The 16,070-nt window shown below is 69.5% G+C and carries 12 protein-coding genes and 2 pseudogenes; 10 read left to right on the forward strand and 4 right to left on the reverse strand.

The features are described from left to right. The first annotated feature begins 46 nt into the window (after positions 1 to 46). The gene (locus ABZ267_RS11685; RefSeq protein WP_356753418.1) at positions 47 to 1,663 is read left to right on the forward strand and encodes an NAD(P)/FAD-dependent oxidoreductase; all 1,617 of its coding nucleotides are present in this window, start codon (positions 47 to 49) and stop codon (positions 1,661 to 1,663) included. A gap of 276 nt (positions 1,664 to 1,939) precedes the next feature. On the opposite strand, the pseudogene ABZ267_RS11690 reads toward ABZ267_RS11685, so the two are convergent. The 3 genes and pseudogenes from ABZ267_RS11690 to ABZ267_RS11700 form a co-directional block, all read right to left on the reverse strand. Beyond that, positions 1,940 to 2,679 (reverse strand): annotated as a pseudogene (locus ABZ267_RS11690) (IS5 family transposase). An 81-nt stretch (positions 2,680 to 2,760) separates the two neighbouring features. Continuing rightward, positions 2,761 to 3,183: pseudogene (locus ABZ267_RS11695) on the reverse strand (SDR family NAD(P)-dependent oxidoreductase); the annotation flags it as partial. A gap of 114 nt (positions 3,184 to 3,297) precedes the next feature. Continuing rightward, a complete protein-coding gene (locus ABZ267_RS11700; RefSeq protein ID WP_356753419.1) occupies positions 3,298 to 4,830 on the reverse strand; it encodes an FAD-dependent oxidoreductase in 1,533 nt (510 codons plus the stop codon). A 393-nt stretch (positions 4,831 to 5,223) separates the two neighbouring features. Here ABZ267_RS11700 and ABZ267_RS11705 point away from each other — a divergent pair, with 393 nt between their 5' ends. From ABZ267_RS11705 to ABZ267_RS11720, 4 genes are all read left to right on the forward strand, one after another. Beyond that, complete coding sequence (locus ABZ267_RS11705) at positions 5,224 to 6,393, forward strand: glycosyltransferase (protein ID WP_356753421.1); 1,170 nt, start codon at positions 5,224 to 5,226, stop codon at positions 6,391 to 6,393. Further along, a complete protein-coding gene (locus ABZ267_RS11710; protein WP_356753423.1) occupies positions 6,390 to 7,475 on the forward strand; it encodes a glycosyltransferase family 4 protein in 1,086 nt (361 codons plus the stop codon). Before ABZ267_RS11705 ends, ABZ267_RS11710 begins: the two co-directional genes overlap by 4 nt. Positions 7,476 to 7,552: 77 nt before the next feature. After that, complete coding sequence (locus tag ABZ267_RS11715) at positions 7,553 to 8,500, forward strand: glycosyltransferase (protein WP_356753425.1); 948 nt, start codon at positions 7,553 to 7,555, stop codon at positions 8,498 to 8,500. Further along, positions 8,500 to 9,387 (forward strand): galactosyltransferase-related protein, encoded by an 888-nt coding sequence (locus ABZ267_RS11720; RefSeq protein ID WP_356753427.1) that lies wholly within the window; start codon positions 8,500 to 8,502, stop codon positions 9,385 to 9,387. The genes ABZ267_RS11715 and ABZ267_RS11720 overlap by 1 nt, the downstream gene beginning before the upstream one ends. Before the next feature lie 48 nt (positions 9,388 to 9,435). On the opposite strand, the gene ABZ267_RS11725 is transcribed toward ABZ267_RS11720, so the two are convergent. Further along, a complete protein-coding gene (locus ABZ267_RS11725) occupies positions 9,436 to 9,903 on the reverse strand; it encodes an MSMEG_6728 family protein (protein ID WP_356753429.1) in 468 nt (155 codons plus the stop codon). Between the two features lie 691 nt (positions 9,904 to 10,594). Here ABZ267_RS11725 and ABZ267_RS11730 point away from each other — a divergent pair. From ABZ267_RS11730 to ABZ267_RS11750, 5 genes are all read left to right on the forward strand, one after another. Further along, complete coding sequence (locus ABZ267_RS11730; RefSeq protein WP_356753431.1) at positions 10,595 to 11,272, forward strand: HemK2/MTQ2 family protein methyltransferase; 678 nt, start codon at positions 10,595 to 10,597, stop codon at positions 11,270 to 11,272. A 10-nt stretch (positions 11,273 to 11,282) separates the two neighbouring features. Further along, entirely contained in the window at positions 11,283 to 11,507 is a 225-nt protein-coding gene (locus tag ABZ267_RS11735) for a CDGSH iron-sulfur domain-containing protein (RefSeq protein ID WP_356753443.1), read from the forward strand. Between the two features lie 411 nt (positions 11,508 to 11,918). Then, positions 11,919 to 14,198, forward strand: coding sequence for a catalase (locus ABZ267_RS11740; RefSeq protein ID WP_356753433.1), 2,280 nt, complete (start codon positions 11,919 to 11,921; stop codon positions 14,196 to 14,198). A gap of 84 nt (positions 14,199 to 14,282) precedes the next feature. Further along, entirely contained in the window at positions 14,283 to 15,551 is a 1,269-nt protein-coding gene (locus ABZ267_RS11745) for a peptide ligase PGM1-related protein (protein WP_356756532.1), read from the forward strand. 102 nt (positions 15,552 to 15,653) lie between these two features. Next, entirely contained in the window at positions 15,654 to 15,842 is a 189-nt protein-coding gene (locus ABZ267_RS11750; protein WP_356756534.1) for a hypothetical protein, read from the forward strand. The last annotated feature ends 228 nt before the right edge of the window (positions 15,843 to 16,070 follow it).

A 16,070-nucleotide genomic window follows, 5' to 3' on the forward strand; every position in this document is an offset into this window, starting at 1 on the left:
GAGCGGCTGCGCAGTAGGGGTTGGGCGCGAACATGAGGAGGCAGCGATGCCGGATGCGGTGGTCATCGGCGCGGGGCCCAACGGCCTCGTCGCGGCGAATCTTCTTGCCGCCGAGGGGTGGAGCGTGGAGGTGCTGGAGGCGCAGCCGGAACCGGGCGGTGCGGTCCGCAGCGATCGTGGAGTCCATCCGGACCACGTGAGTGACCTCTTCAGCGCCTTCTACCCACTGGCCGCCGCGTCCCCGGTCCTGGCCGGACTGGAGCTGCAGGAAGAGGGGCTCGAATGGAGTCGCGCCCCCCGTGTGCTGGCCCATCCGTTGTCGGACGGCCGGTGTGCGGTGCTCGAACGGGGAGCGCGGGAGACGGCGGCGGGGCTGGACACGTTCGCGGCGGGTGACGGGGCCGCCTGGCTCGAACTGTACGGCACCTGGACCCGTCTGGGACCCGACATTCTGCGCGCGCTGTTCACCCCCTTCCCTCCCGTACGGGCCACAGTCCGGCTGGCCGCCAAGCTCAGGGCGGCCGGGGGACTTCGTCTGGCGCGGACGATGGTCCTGCCCGTGCGTCGCCTGGGCGAGGAGGAGTTCCGCGGTGAAGGGGCACGGCTTCTCCTCGCGGGGAATGCGCTGCACGCGGATCTCGGCCCCGAGGCCGCGGGCAGCGGCGGTTTCGGTTGGCTGATGTCCATGCTCGGTCAGACCTACGGCTTTCCCGTGCCGGTCGGAGGCGCCGGGGCGCTCACAACGGCTCTGGTACGCCGACTGGAGCGGCACGGCGGTGTCGTCCGGTGCGGGGAGCGCGTGGACGAGATCGTCGTACGCGCCGGACGCGCCGTCGGCGTACGCACCGCGAGCGGTGAATCCGTTCCGGCCTCCCGTGCGGTGCTCGCCGATGTCTCCGCCCCGGCGCTCTACGGCCGACTGGTCGACGCCCGATTCCTCCCGGATCAGCTATTGAGCGACCTGCGTCGCTTCCAGTGGGACTTCGCGACCTTCAAGGTCGACTGGGCGCTGAACGGGCCGGTGCCGTGGGCCGCCGGTGAGGCGTCCACGGCGGGGACGGTTCATCTGGCCGACGGGGTGGACGGTCTCACCCGGTTCGCCGCGCAGATCGCGACCGGCCAGGTGCCCGACCGCCCCTTCCTCCTCTTCGGGCAGATGACCACGTCGGATCCCACACGCTCACCCGCGGGCACGGAGTCGGCCTGGGCCTACACCCACGTTCCGCACCGCATCAAGGGCGATGCCGGCGAGGACGGCCTCACGGGAGAGTGGGACCGGCGCGAACAGGAAGCCATGGCCGACCGGATGGAGCACGAGATCGAGCGCTGGGCGCCGGGATTCCGATCGCGTGTCCTCTCCCGCCGGATTCTCGCTCCACCGACCATCGAGGCCATGAACGCCAACCTGCTCGGTGGCGCGATCAACGGCGGCACCACCGCCGCGCACCAGCAGCTGGTGTTCCGCCCGACCCCGGGCACGGGACGGCCCGAGACACCGGTGAAGAACCTGTACCTCGCCTCCGCCTCCGCACATCCCGGCGGCGGCGTGCACGGAGCCCCCGGCGCGAACGCGGCCCGCGCCGCGCTGCGCGCCGGAAACGTACACCGCCTGCACATGCCGGGGATCCCCTGGATCGCTCGGGCGGGAAAGTCCGCCAAGTGACGGTCTGCTCTGCTGACATGCCTTCGCCTCGGGCCCTTAGTGGGGATCCGCTGTTCACTCGACATCCATGACGCTCGCGCGCCGTGCTGCTCGGCAACCCGATCCCAGCAGTCCCGTCGCTGCATACCGAGAGTGCGTCAGCTTCCTACGGGATACCTGAGTGATGACTCCCGGCAGAACGCCGCGCACCAACTGGCTGCTTCGGAGCCACCCCGGTAGGTACACGGAGGACGCGCGTCGCTCGACCGAGGTGACCACGTAGAGCTCGTAACACGATCATGGTCGGGTCTTCTTGAGCCGTCGGTAGCAAATGAGGCCGCAGGCGAGGGAGACGAAGGCGTCGTGGAGTTCGGTGCGGCGTTCCCAGCGGACGGCGAGGCGTTTGAAGTGGTGGAGCAGGGCGAACGCCTGCTCGACGACGTATCGCAGCTTGCCGATGCCTTTGATGTTCGGCGATCCCTTGCGGGAGATGACGGGCAGGATTCGTCGGCGGGGCCGGTCGGGGCGGCCTGCGACGGGTGGGATGCCGTCGACCAGGGCGAGGGTCTGGGTGACGTCGTTGACGTTGGCCGCGGTCGTGATGACCTTGACCGGGGTGCCGTGTCCGTCGCAGATCAGGTGGTATTTGCTGCCCGTCCTCCGCCGGTCGACCGGCGACGGGCCGGTGTTGGCGCCCCCTTTTTCGCGCGGATGTGGGAACCGTCCACACACGCACGTGACCAGTCGAGTTCGCCAGCCGCATTCAGCTCGGCGAGCAGGACCCGATGCAACTGGTCGAAGACTCCTGCCTCCTGCAACCGGTCCAGCCGGCGCCAGCAGGTCTGTCCCGAGCCGAACCCGAGCTCCAGGGGCAGGAGTTGCCAGGTTATGTCGTTGTAGAGGACGAACAGGATGCCCTGGAGGCAGAGCCGATCCGACACCGGCCTCGGCCCCGGAGACCGCTCCGGCCACGGCGGCAGCAACGGCTCGACCAGAGCCCACAACTCATCGTCCACGATCCACGGCCGAGTACCCACACCCTCACGAACAGCCGAATCGTCACACCGGTTACGCCCCACCAACCAACGTCTACAAGATCGTGTTATGAGCTCGTAGCGGGCCATGTGTTCGGCGGAACTGGTGGCGCGGGCGGGCCGCGGCATAACGCTCCGGACTTTCCTCATCACCGTGTAACGGTCGGCGTCTCGCATCATGTCGGTGTCGATCCAGTTCAGATAGGCGATTCCGACACTGACACCGCAGGGAGCTATTTCGGCACGCAGAGAGTGGGTGAAGGATTCCACGCCGGCTTTGGACGCGCAGTAGGCACTCATCATCGGCACCGCTCCGATGGAGGCGGTCGACGCGATCTGCAGGTAGTGGCCGCGGGTATCGAGCAGGTACGGCAGGAATGAGCGTGCGGTGGCTGCGCTGCCGATCAGATTGATCTCGATCATGCGTCGCCAGCTGTCCGGATCCGACTCGAGGAAAGGGCTGTTCCCGATGCCACCATGGCCACCATTCGTGTCTCCACGCGCGATGTCGGCGCCGACTGACTCAGCTTCACGTCGGACACGTGAGATGCAACTGCCCTGGCAGTCCGTGGCCGTGCCAGTCGCCTCTCAGGGCTCTGTCATGACCTGCCTTGAAGGTGGTCAGATCTTCCGGCGGGACAGCGGGCGCAGGGCGGGTCCGTGGAGGACCTCGCCGTCGATGCCGAACCGCGAACCATGGCAGGGGCACTCCCACGCCGTCTCGGCCTCGTTGAAGGAGACCAGGCAACCGAGATGGGTACAGCGCGCCGACACGGCGTGGGCGGTACCGTCCTCGTCGCGATAGACGGCACAACGGCGGCCCTCGACCCGGACGACCGAGCCCGACCCCGGGGCGATCTCGGCGACCGAATCCACATGGGTGGTCTTTGCCCTGTCGCCCACGAAGTGCCGAGCCACCTCGACCTGCTGCTTGAGCAGGGCCGGCGCCTCCCGCAGGGTGCTCCACAGGCGGCGCGGGTCGTACAGCCCGGCCCACTCGGGTTGCGCGCCGGTGACCAGCGACGCCAGCAGCTGTCCGGCCATGGCGCCTCCGCTCATGCCCCAGCCGCCGAATCCGGTGGCCACGTACACATGTCGGGCGCCCGGGTGGAAGGGGCCGACCAGAGGCACACTGTCGCTCACATCGTTGTCCTGAGCGGCCCACCGGTATGCCGTCTCGCCGACCGGGAAGTGGTCGTGCATCCACCGGTCCAGTCGCAGGAACCGCTCGTGGCTGTCACCGGTGCCGGGGGTGAAACTATCACCGGTGACAATGAGCAGTCGTCGGCTCGCATTCAGAGGAGCGGTACGGACGGAGCGCTTCTCCATGTCGTCGGTGACGTACATATGCTTCGGTGCCTGGTCGGCAGGAATGGGCGCGGCCACCACCAGTTCTCGGCGCGGTGACAAGCGGGCGAAGTGAAGTGCCCGGTCGAAGACGGGATAGTGAGTGGCGACGACGACGTCCTTCGCGGTGATCGTCACGCCCCCCTCGGTGGTCACCTTGCACGGACTGCCCTCGCTCAGACCGGTCACGCGAGTTTGTTCGTGGATGACGCCGCCCCGCGCCATGATGTCGTCGGCAAGGGCCAGAAGATACTTGCGCGGGTGGAACTGTGCCTGGTGGGCGACCTTGACGGCCGCGCAGACAGGGAACGGCAGGTCCGTCTCCGTCACGAAGTGAGCGTCGAGGCCCGCTTCGGCGGCCGCGTGGGCCTCCGCTTCGAAGGTGGCCCGCTGCTGCGGATCGGTGGTGAACGTCAGGGCCGAGGGTCGCTCGACGTCGCAGTCGATGCCGAGTTCCTCCGCGACCGATACAACGCGTTCCACCGCCGCTTGCTGGGACTGGGCGTAATGGCGTGCGCCTTCACCCCCGCGCGTCCGGCTCAGCCGTTCATAGATCAGGGAGTGCGCTGCTGTGAGTTTCGCCGTCGTGTAGCCCGATACGCCGGCAGCGATACGGTCCGCCTCCAGCACGATCACGCTCCGGCCGGCCCTGGCCAGCTCCCAAGCGGTGCTCAGGCCGGCCATTCCCGCTCCGATCACCACGACGTCTGCCGCCGTGTCGGAGTCCGGCCTGGGCCTCTCGGTGCCCGGTGCCGTCGCCATCCAGTACGACTCGGCCGTGCCCGGTAGTTCATCGTGTGAGGTCATGGGGACACGTGTGCCCCTCACAGCTCGAAGAAGACGCCGAGGAGTGGCTCTTCCCCTGAGCAGCCCTGTCCGCAGAACAGACTCTTGACCCGAACGGATGACAAGGATCGAGGAATGCCGATACATCCTCCGCCCGCCACGGCTCAGTGCTTCTGCAACCTTTCAGCCGAGCTGTGTTCAACGGGCGGATTCAGGGCACCTGTGAGAACCGAGCAGGAGCACCGACCGAGCCGTCACCCTACCGGCCCCCGGTGACCCGCCTTCGACCACTGAGTGGCGGAGCATAGATCGCCTGGAGCGCGGGCCTCACCGTACGGTGCGCGCACGGCTTTGTATTTCTGCTGTTGTTCGCGGGCCAGGGTGGCTCAGGCGTGACCGAACGAGGAGATCATCGTGGCCGACCCCGTGGCCCACCGCCGTCCCGGCGCATCGCCGTTCCGAACGCCCGGCGCGCACCGCGCTGTGGAGGCGATGGGGAGCCAGGCGCCCAAGCAGGTGCCCGGGTCCAGCGGCACCATCCGGATCGCGTCGGTCCCCGCCAACCACGTCTACGTACGCCATCTGTCCCCGCCCGAAGGCGACCGGGTGACACGGCTGGAGGACCCCCGCCCCTGCGGCGCTCCGAGCGGTTCCCAGCAGTGGTGGCCGCCGGTCATGCTCGACCCGGGCTGGGTGGACGAACACGCGGACACCTTCGACGTGTTCCACCTGCACTTCGGCTTCGACGCACAGACTCCCGAAGCGCTGAAGGAGCTCCTCGCGGCCCTGCGCCGGAACGGGAAGCCGCTGGTCTACACCGTCCATGACCTGGTCAACCCGCATCACCTCGACGAAGGCGAGCACCGGGCACAGCTGGATGTGCTCATCCCCGGAGCGGACCGGCTCATCACGCTCACCCCGGGCGCCGCACAGGAGATCGCCGCCCGATGGGGTCGCACCGCCACCGTCCTGCCGCATCCGCACGTCGTCGAACCTGACGGACTGGTACGCCCCCGGCCCCGGCACGACGCGTTCACGGTCGGACTCCACGCCAAGAGCATCCGCCCCAACATGGACCCGGTGCCGGTGGTCCGGGTACTCGCCGACGTCCTGCCGGAACTGCCCGGCGCGGTGCTCCGCGTCGACTGTCACCCGGACATTGACGACCCGGCGAGCCACTGGTACGCGCCCGGCGTGCTAGACGAACTGCGCGGGATGAGCCGCGAGGGCCGGCTTGAGCTGAGCGTGCACGACTACTTCGACGACGACGCGCTGTGGGACTACCTGATCGGCCTGGACGTGTCCGTGCTGCCCTACCGGTTCGGCACCCATTCCGGCTGGCTGGAGGCGTGTTACGACCTCGGCACCACGGTCCTCGCGCCTTCCTGCGGGTTCTACGCGCAGCAGCGCCCGTGCCTCACCTACGGACACGACCGGCAGGGCCTGGACGCGGCGTCCCTGCGCGATGCCGTGCGTACGGCCTACGAGGAGCGTCCCCTCCGGCGTGCCGACCCGGTGGAGCGCGGCGCCGAACGCTTCCGGGTCGCCCGGGCCCACGAGGCGCTCTACGCGGGTCTCCTGTGACCGGCGCCCGGCGGCCCACGGCACCGCTGCGCATCGCTCTGATCGCCTCGGCCCGGCACCCGATCGCCGAGCCGTTCGCCGGCGGTCTGGAGGCGCACACCTGGACGCTCTCCACGGCCCTGCGGTCCCGCGGCCACGAGGTCACCGTCTTCGCGGGGCCCGGGTCCGATCCGGGGCTGGGCGTGGTCGAGATGCCGTTGCGTCCGGCTCGGATCAGTGCGAGCGCCTGCCGGGACACGAGCATGGTGGCGGGACCGTGGCTCGAGGAGCATCACGCCTACCTCCAGTTGATGCTCGAACTGGCGCGATCGCCTTCGCGGTACGACCTCGTGCACAACAACAGCCTCAACTACCTGCCCGTGGCGATGGCCCCCGCGCTCCCCGTCCCGGTCGTCACCACGCTGCACACCCCGCCCACGCCCTGGATCGAATCGGCCATCCAGGTCGCACCGCACTGCCCGGTGCACTTCAGCGCGGTCAGCGCCCACACGGCCGCCGCCTGGCGCCACATCGTCCCGGCGGCCAGCGTCGTCCACAACGGCATCGACACCCGGCGCTGGCAACCCGGCCCCGGCGGGGACGACCTGGTCTGGTCGGGCCGGATCGTTCCGGAGAAGGGCACACACCTGGCGATCGAAGCCGCGGAGCAGTCCGGCCGAGGGCTGCGGATCGCGGGACCGGTGGGAGACACCGAGTACTTCGAGGCGTGGGTCCGCCCCCGGCTCAGCCGCACCATCACCTACGAAGGCCATCTCCACCAACCGGACCTGTGCAAGCTGGTCGGCTCCTCGGCCGCTGCCGTGGTGACGCCTTGCTGGGACGAACCGTACGGGCTCGTGGTGGCGGAGGCCCTGGCCTGCGGTACGCCGGTCTGCGGGTTCGCGCGGGGAGCGCTGCCGGAGATCATCACGCCCGCCTGCGGCCGCCTCGTACGGCCCGGCGACAGTGCGGCGCTCGCGAAAGCCGTCGAGCCCACGATCGGCCTCTCCCGGGCCGACGCCCGCCGGCACGCGGAGACCTTCTGCTCGATGGACGCCATGACGCGCAGCTACGAACGCTTCTACCGGTCGGTGTCGGTGTGATCGGCTACTACGTACACCATCAGGGCAACGGCCATCTCCATCGTGCCCGGTCCGTCGCGGCCCATTGCCCGCTGCCGGTGACCGGACTCTCCTCCCTGCCCGCGCCCGACGACTGGCCCGGCCCTTGGATCCACCTGCCGAGGGATGACGACGGCGACCCGACCGCGTTCGGAGACGTGACGGCGGGCGGGCGGCTGCACTGGGCACCGGTCCTGCACGCCGGGCTGCGAGGACGCATGGCACGGATCGCCGAGTGGATCGCGGCGACGTCACCGTCGCTTCTGGTCTCCGACGTCTCCGTGGAAGTCGCGCTGCTCGCCAGGCTCCTGGGAACGCCGACGGCGGTCGTGGCCATGCGCGGCGAGCGCACCGACCCACCACACCGGGCCGCCTACGACCTGGCCGAACTGCTCCTCGCCCCGTGGCCGTCGACGTTGCCGGAGCCCGGTTGGCCGCGGCACTGGCAGGCGAAGACGGTGTACACCGGCGCGTTCTCGCGGTTCGACGGCCGCGTCTTCGCGCCCGCGCACGAGCCGGCGGACGGCACGCGCCTGCGGCGGGTTCTGCTGCTCATGGGCTCGGGCGGCCGCGACATCTCCACCTCCGAGGTCGCGGCGGCGCGGGCCGCCAGCCCCGGCTGGCAGTGGACGACGCTGGGCGGCCCGGACGGCCGGTGGTCGGCCGACCCCTGGCCCGCACTGTGCGCGGCGGACGTCGTGGTCACCCACGCCGGCCAGAACGCCCTCGCCGAATGCGCCGCGGCACGCCGCCCGGCGGTGGTGGTGCCGCAGGACCGCCCGTTCGGCGAGCAGGCGGCCACCGGACGCGCCCTCACACGCGGACGGCTGGCGATCGTCGCCGCCCGGTGGCCGGAGGCCCATGACTGGGCCGCCCTCCTCGAACAGGCCCGTACGCACGGTGGTGAACGCTGGTCGCGGTGGGCGCCCGGTGACGGCGCCGCCCGCGCGGCCGGCGCCTTGGCCGATGCCGCGTCCGCGTCCGCGTACAAGGGGAGGGCTCGGTGATGCGTACCGCGGTGATCACTCCGGCCGCAGGACGGCACCGGCACCTGACGTTGCAACACCTCGGCCTCGCGGCCGGTTCGCAGGCCCCGGACCTGTACGTGGTCGTCGCGATGGACGATCCGGACCTCGGCGCGGTACTGACCGGCCGGGAGCCCACCGCGACAGTCGTCGACTGCCCGGTGCAGAACGGGAACCTGCCGCTGGCCCGCGCCCGAAACCTCGGCGCCGCACGTGCTCTGGAGCGCGGCGCCGAACTGCTGGTCTTCCTCGACGTCGACTGCGTACCGGGCGAACAGCTGCTGGAACGCTACCGGCAGGTTGCCTTGGACGCCGAGCACCGGCGCTCCCTGCTCTGCGGCACCGTCTCCTACCTGCCACCGCCGAGCCCGTACGGCTACCGACTGGCCGAACTGCCCACGCTCGCCGAACCCCACAGCGGCCGGCCGGCTCCCGAGGCAGGGGCGCTGCACCGGAGCGAGGACTACGCACTGTTCTGGTCCTTGTCCTTCGCCGTGACGGCGGAGACCTGGCACACCATCGGCGGTTTCTGCGAGGAGTACGAAGGGTACGGCGGCGAGGACACCGACTACGGGCAACGGGCCCGCGCGGCCGGTGTCCCGCTCACCTGGGTCGGTGGCGCCCCGGCCTTCCACCAGCACCACCCGGTATCCGACCCGCCGGTGGCGCACCTGCGCGACATCCTGCGGAACGCCGAGATCTTCCACCGCCGGTGGGGCTGGTGGCCGATGACCGACTGGCTCCACGCCTTCGCCGACCGGGGACTCGCCCACTGGAACCCTTCCACCGGACGATGGGCTCTCGGCCCCGGCAGCGAGTGCCGGCCGGGCCCGAGGGAAGGGAGTGACCCGGAGCGCATGCGTGGGTGACCACGGTGTGCCGACGATCGAGATCCTCGGAACTGCCGGCTCCTTCCGCTATCCGGAGCGGTCCGAGGCCGGCCAGACGTAGGGCAGTCCGTCAGGGTCGTCCGGAAACAGAGGAGCGTAAATGGCCGGGTCCTTGCTCCGCAGAGCGGATCGGTGACTGCGGTGAAAGGAGGGGTCCCCCAGCCACGGCGGCAACTCGTGAGCCGCGGCGAGTTCGGCCTGCGAACGCACGCCGAGGTCCGTGCCGGAGGGCGACAGGCCGGCCACGAGCGAAGCGGCGCACGTATCCGCGCGCCCCGTAGCCGTCCACACCCGGCAGACCTCGAGCCCGTACCGCACCAGCGCCTCCTGGTAGCCCGTCCACATACGAACGGCCGGGTGGTGCCGCCACCCGTAGCCAGGGACCGTCAAGCCGCGCAGCACCTGAAGTGCTTCGACGCGCTGCTTGCCCAAGCGTCGGGAGTCGAGCGATGCGGCGGATGCGACGAAGTCGGGGTAAGGCAGGAACGTCTGCATGCCGGCCCCTTGAGGTCGATGCTGCCGGTCGCTGAGTCGGAGGGGACGAGTAACGGACGGTCAAGGCTTCAATCTCGCACAGCCGTACGCGCCCAGCACCTGGAGCGTGCTGGGGACAACGACCTCGGTGACCGGAACCGGCCGGCAGCCCGATCCGCGACGAAGGGCCCCTTCTTCGCCGGCCTCGTCCGGCTGACGTCCGAACGCTCTCTTTTATCCGTCCGAACCGGTGACACGCGTCCATGGAAATCGTGCTGGATCTTGCCGCCCACTGAGAGGGATAGGCCCTGCCTTTTGGGACAGACGGAGATAGCCCGACCGGGTCCGAGAGCACACCTAGATCCGGCCTGAGACTGGTCGGTACCTGGTCACAAGGTGCGGGAAGTCTACTTTGGCGATCCACGTGAAAGGCGGGTTGAAAAGGATGATCTCCCTACCGTATTGCCGGCCAGGATCTGTGCGGAGTGCGGACGGTCGGCCGCCCATCGCCTCGCCGACTTGTCGGCGAGGCTCAGGTGTCTCCCCCTCCCCGGCAGCCCGTGCACGTGGCCCGCTGTCGCACCCCGTCCACCCCCATGCGGGCGCGAGCTTCGCATACACTCCGTAACCGTCTGAGTGGCGGCCCTCCCATGAGCAACACACTCTGGACGTGCGGCGGACATCCGTCCCACCGAGAGGACGACAAGCAGACATGGCCGAGAGCCTTCGCAACGAGCGGCGACGGATGCTGACGGTGCCCGGCGTCTACGCACCGCAACACGACACGCACCTCCTGATGCGCGCTGTCGGACGAGAGCTCTGCGGTCCTGGCAGGCGCGTGCTGGAACTGGGTACGGGCAGTGGGGCTCTGGCGGTCCACGCCGCCCGAGAGGGCGCTCGAGTCACGGCCGTGGACATCTCCCGCCGGGCGGTGCTGTGCGCCAGACTGAACGCCGCTCTCCATCGCCAGCGTGTCACCGTCCGTTACGGCGATCTGTCCTCGGTCGACAGAGGCGGGTATGACCTGGTGATCAGCAATCCGCCCTATGTACCGGCTCCGGCCGCTCTGCCGCCTCGGCGCGGCAAGGCCCGTGCGTGGGACGGAGGCCTGGATGGCCGAGTGGTCGTCGACCGGGTCTGTGCGACCGCCGCCACCGTTCTGGGGCCGGGCGGAACGTTGCTCATGGTGCATTCGGCGATGTGCGGCGTCGATGTCACGCTCGACGCCCTCCACGGCTTGGGTCTCGACGCACAGGTCATCGACCGCGAGCTCGTGCCGCTCGGCCCAGTGATGCGTTCCCGTCTGCTGTGGCTACGTGATCAGGGACTGATGGACGACGAGCAGCAGGACAAAGAGGAACTGGTGGTGTTCCGTGCGCGACGACGCTGACTTTCGCCGCATGCGTCTCGAACGCAGCGGTCCGCTACTGGTGGAAGGTCCCGTGACCATCACCGGAGACGATGGCACCACCGCAACGTCGAGCCGAGTCATGGTGGCGGTGTGCACGTGCCGCCGCAGTCGCGCTCACCCTTGGCGCCACACCAGCCATCGCCGCCGCGCGGCTTTGCCCGCCGACACATCGATGGATGCGAGCACTGACGCGGCTGAGGGTGGGACGACATGATCGAAGCCCCCTACCACGAGGCACGTGACACCGACCCCGTGCTACCGGCCGCGAGAGGTGTCGTTTCCGAGGCCGTCCTCTCCGCGCTTCGCGATCGTCACGAGTCCTGGGTGAGTTCTCGAGCCGTGGAAACTCAAACCACGAGTCTGCTCGCAGTCAGGCCGGCCGAGTTCCCGCTGGCCGCCTGGCAAGAGGGTCGCTCCGCTCTGCGCATACCCCTGGCGACAACGGCACCGCACGCCGGCAGACCGTGAAAGCCGCACCGAAAGGGTTGTGACGCCGGAACCCGGTGTTCAGCCCGCTCTCCCGGAGCGCCACCACCTCACCGCGGGCACGGAGAGCAGCCCGCTCGCCGCTACGACCTTCTCACCGCCCTACTGACAGCCGAAGTCCCCGACGATAGGAACCTTGATGAGCGACAAGAAGAACCCCGTGAAGGCCGCCGCCGAGAAGGTGGTCGAGAAGGTCCAGGACGCCGTCGGAACCGGGAACGAGATTCCCGGTGCGCCGGGTCCGGTGCCGCCGCCGGTGGACGAGCCGACGGAGCCGACAGGTCCGCTGCCGCCCAAGCCCGACCAGCGCGGCCCGGACACGTACAGCCCGACCGGACAGGAGACCGGAGTCCCGCAGAAGAAGGTGGCGCAGGGCGGGGAGCGGCTGACGACCGCGCAAGGGGCCCGGCTGTACGACACCGACCACTCGCTCAAGGCCGGCCCGCGCGGGCCGGTGCTGCTGCAGGATCACCATCTGCGGGAGAAGATCACGCACTTCGACCACGAGCGCATCCCCGAGCGCGTCGTGCACGCCCGTGGCGCGGCCGCACACGGAGTCTTCCAGGGCTACGGCACCGCTGCGGGGATCAGCAAGGCCGCGTTCCTGGCCAAGGACGTCGAGACGCCGGTGTTCGTCCGCTTCTCCACCGTCCTCGGTTCGCGGGGTTCGGCCGACACGGTGCGCGACACCCGGGGCTTCGCGACGAAGTTCTACACCGAGGAAGGCATCTTCGACCTGGTCGGGAACAACATCCCGGTCTTCTTCATCCAGGACGCGATCAAGTTCCCCGACGTCATCCACGCCGGCAAGCCGCACCCGGACCGGGAGATCCCACAGGCGCAGAGTGCCCACGACACGTTCTGGGACTTCGTCACCCTCCACACCGAGGCCACGCACCACACGCTGTGGAACATGTCCGACCGGGGCATCCCGCGCTCCTACCGGATGATGGAGGGCTTCGGCGTCCACACCTTCCGCCTTGTGAACGCGGAAGGTGCCACCACGCTGGTGAAGTTCCACTGGAAGCCGAAGCTCGGCGTGCACTCCCTGGTCTGGGAGGAAGCGCAGATCGCGGCCGGCGTGGACCCGGACTTCCACCGCCGGGATCTCGCTGACGCGATCGAGGCGGGTGCGTTCCCTCAGTGGGAGCTGGGCGTGCAGACCTTCCCGGACACCGAGGAGCAGATGTTCGAGGGCATCGACCTCCTGGACGCGACGAAGATCGTGCCCGAGGAACTGGCCCCCGTACAGCCGATCGGACTGCTCACCCTGAACGCGAACCCGTCGAACTACTTCGCCGAGACCGAGCAGGTCGCCTTCCACCTCGGCCACCTCGTTCCCGGCATCGACGTCACCGACGACCCGCTGCTCCAGGGCCGTCTGTTCTCCTACCTCGACACCCAGCTCACCCGGCTCGGCGGCCCCAACTTCGGCCAGCTCCCGATCAACCGCACCCACGCCCCGGTCAACGACATGCTGCGCGACGGCATGCACCAGACCGCCGTCCACCGCGGTGTCGCCCCCTACCGGCCCAACTCCCTCGACGGTGGCTGCCCCTTCCTCGCCGGCGAGGACACCGGCGCCTACATCGAAGTCCCCGCCGAGGTCGCCTCGGCCCGCAAGGTCCGCGAGAACCCCGCCTCCTTCGCCGACCACTTCAGCCAGCCGCGTCTGTTCTGGCTCAGCATGACGCCCACCGAGCGCGAGCACATCGTCGCCGCGTACACCTTCGAGCTCGGCAAATGCTACGAACAGGCCATCAAGGAACGTGCCCTGCTCGTCCTGGCCAACATCGACAGCGAGCTGTGCGCACAGGTCGCCGCCGGCCTCGGACTGCCCGCTCCGCAGGCAACCGTGGTCTTGGGTGAGCCGGAGCCGAGCCCGGCTCTGTCGCAACTGGGCGGCAGGTGGCCGGGGGACGGCCGGATCATCGGCATCGTCACCGCAGGCGACCAGGATCTGTCCGGCGTCCGCTCGGTCCGCCAGGCGGTGCTGGACGCCGGAATGGTGCCGCTGGTCATCGCACCGACCGGCGGGAAGCTCGACCAGGACGGAGAGCCCGTCACCGTACAGCGCACCTTCACCACGGCCCGGTCCGTCGAGTTCGATGCCATCCTCCTCGCCGGCGCACCGGCCCCCGGCCCCGACGCGCTGGGTGCCCGCGACGCCAAGGTTGACGACGGCGTGGCCGTGACCGCGGGGATCGACCCCCGGGTCCTGCTGCTGATCACCGAAGCGTTCCGGCACGGCAAGGCCATCGGGGCCTGGGCCGATGGCCTGGACGCCTTGCAGACCGCGGGCATCGCCCCCGACGCTCCCGGCGTGGTGACCGGCGACGGTCCGGCCACCGTCCTGGAGGGACTGACCGAGATGCTGGCCCACCACCGAGCCTGGGACCGCTTCACCCCGGCGGTCTGACCTCGGCCCCGGTCGGCCCCCGGCACACTGCCGGGGGCCGACCGGCGCCGCACGCCGTGACGACGACGCGGAAGGCGATACACCATGATCAGCGAACACGAAGGCCCGGGCACCCTCGTCATCCTCGCCAACTTCGTGTCCCCGCTGGCAGTCGACCTCACCGAGGCAGCGGTCCTGCGCCAGTGGGCGGAGCAAGCGCCTCGCAAGCTGTGGCTCACCCGCCCCGGCGACGTGCTGATCACCCCGGTCCCTCTCAGCGCGCCCTTCCGACGCTACGTCTTCCACCGGCTCGGCGTGCCGGAGAACTCGGTGACCGTCATCACCGTGCCCGACACACCACACCTGCCGATGGCCCAGGCGCTGGCCGAACACCACCTGCTGGAGCCTCTACGCGCTCTCGTCGCCGAGCGCCCGACCGCTCGGCTGCTCCCGACCGCGCTGGACGAAGCCTCCGCCGCGCTGGCCGCAGACCTGCGCATCCCCGTCGTCCCGTACGAAACAGACGTCCCCAACTCCGGCACCTTGCGGGCAGTCGCCGCCATGAACACGAAGTCGGGGTTCCGTACGACCGCACAGTCCCTCGGGCTGCGCCTGCCGCACGGCCGGGCCTGTACCAGCGCGGAACTCGGCCAGGTGACCACCGCGCTGCTGGCCTCCCACCGACGGGTGGTCCTCAAGACGGACCGTTCCGCCGGCGGCCATGGCCTGCACTTCGTCAGCCGCGGCGACCAACCGCCACCGTCACCCCCGCCCGCTGAAAGCCGTTGGGTGGTGGAGGAGTACGTGGAACACACCCGCGCCATCAGCGCCCAGGGGCATGCCACGGCTACCGGCGTGGAGGTGGCATACGACGGTGAAATGCGCATGAGCGGCGGCTCCTTCGCCGGATACAGCTCGCCCCTGAAGGACCTGCCCGTGAGGTCGTACGAGGAGCTGACCGACTGGACCCTGGCGCTGGGCGGGCATCTGGCCGCCGAAGGCTACCGGGGGCCGTTCAGCCTCGATCTGGTGTGCACACAGGACGGCACGCTGTACGCACTGGAGTGCAACGTACGACGCACCGCCACCACCACCGCGCACGCCATGGTCAGCCGCCTGACCGGCGCAGGCCGCTCCGCCTGGTCCACCGGCACGGCCACCACCGTCGCGCCCATGACCTTCGACGAGACGGTCGGACACCTGTCCGAAGCCGGGCTGGACTTCCAGCCCGGAGACTCCGAGGGCGTCCTTCTCTACGCCGACCGCCCCCTGGACGGCCGGAGCTGGCGGTATACGGCCCTGGCTCCCACCCACACCCGGATCACCGAACTCGAAGTCCGACTAGCCGCAACACTCGGACACGGGGGGCTGTGAGCCCGATTCGCCCGGTGGCGTCCGGCCGTGACTCGCTTCCCCTGCTCCGAGTCAGGCCATCATTCAGGGGTACACGGTGAAGCCACTCATCGGAGGAAGATCATGACCGCGATATCCGAAAACAATGGCAAGCAGAGGTTCTGCAAGGTGTGTGGTACTCCGGCAGGTACGGCGAAGCTGTGCGAACGATGCAGAACCGCGTTTCCCCTGACTGACGGCGGCCTGAGCGTCGACGAAGGTGCTGCGGCGCGCCGTGTCTTCGAAGGCAGGGGAGAAGCTGGCGAGAAGTGAGCCCAACCTTGACAGGCGCGCAGGGCGTGCTGGAGACCGTCGGCCTCCGACTCGACCCAGTTCACTCCGGAACGGTGCTGAGTTCACTGCCGACGCGCCGTCACGTGTCCACCTGCGAAGGGGTCCCGGAGCGAGCGAATGGTTGCTTCCTGTCTTGGACGCTGTGCCTGCTCCAGCCGGAGGGAAGACCTACACGTAGGCGCAGGCACGGCGAGCTTTCCTTGAAGT

Origin of the sequence: Streptomyces sp. NPDC006174 (assembly GCF_040614075.1) — a bacterium.
GTDB lineage: Bacteria > Actinomycetota > Actinomycetes > Streptomycetales > Streptomycetaceae > Streptomyces.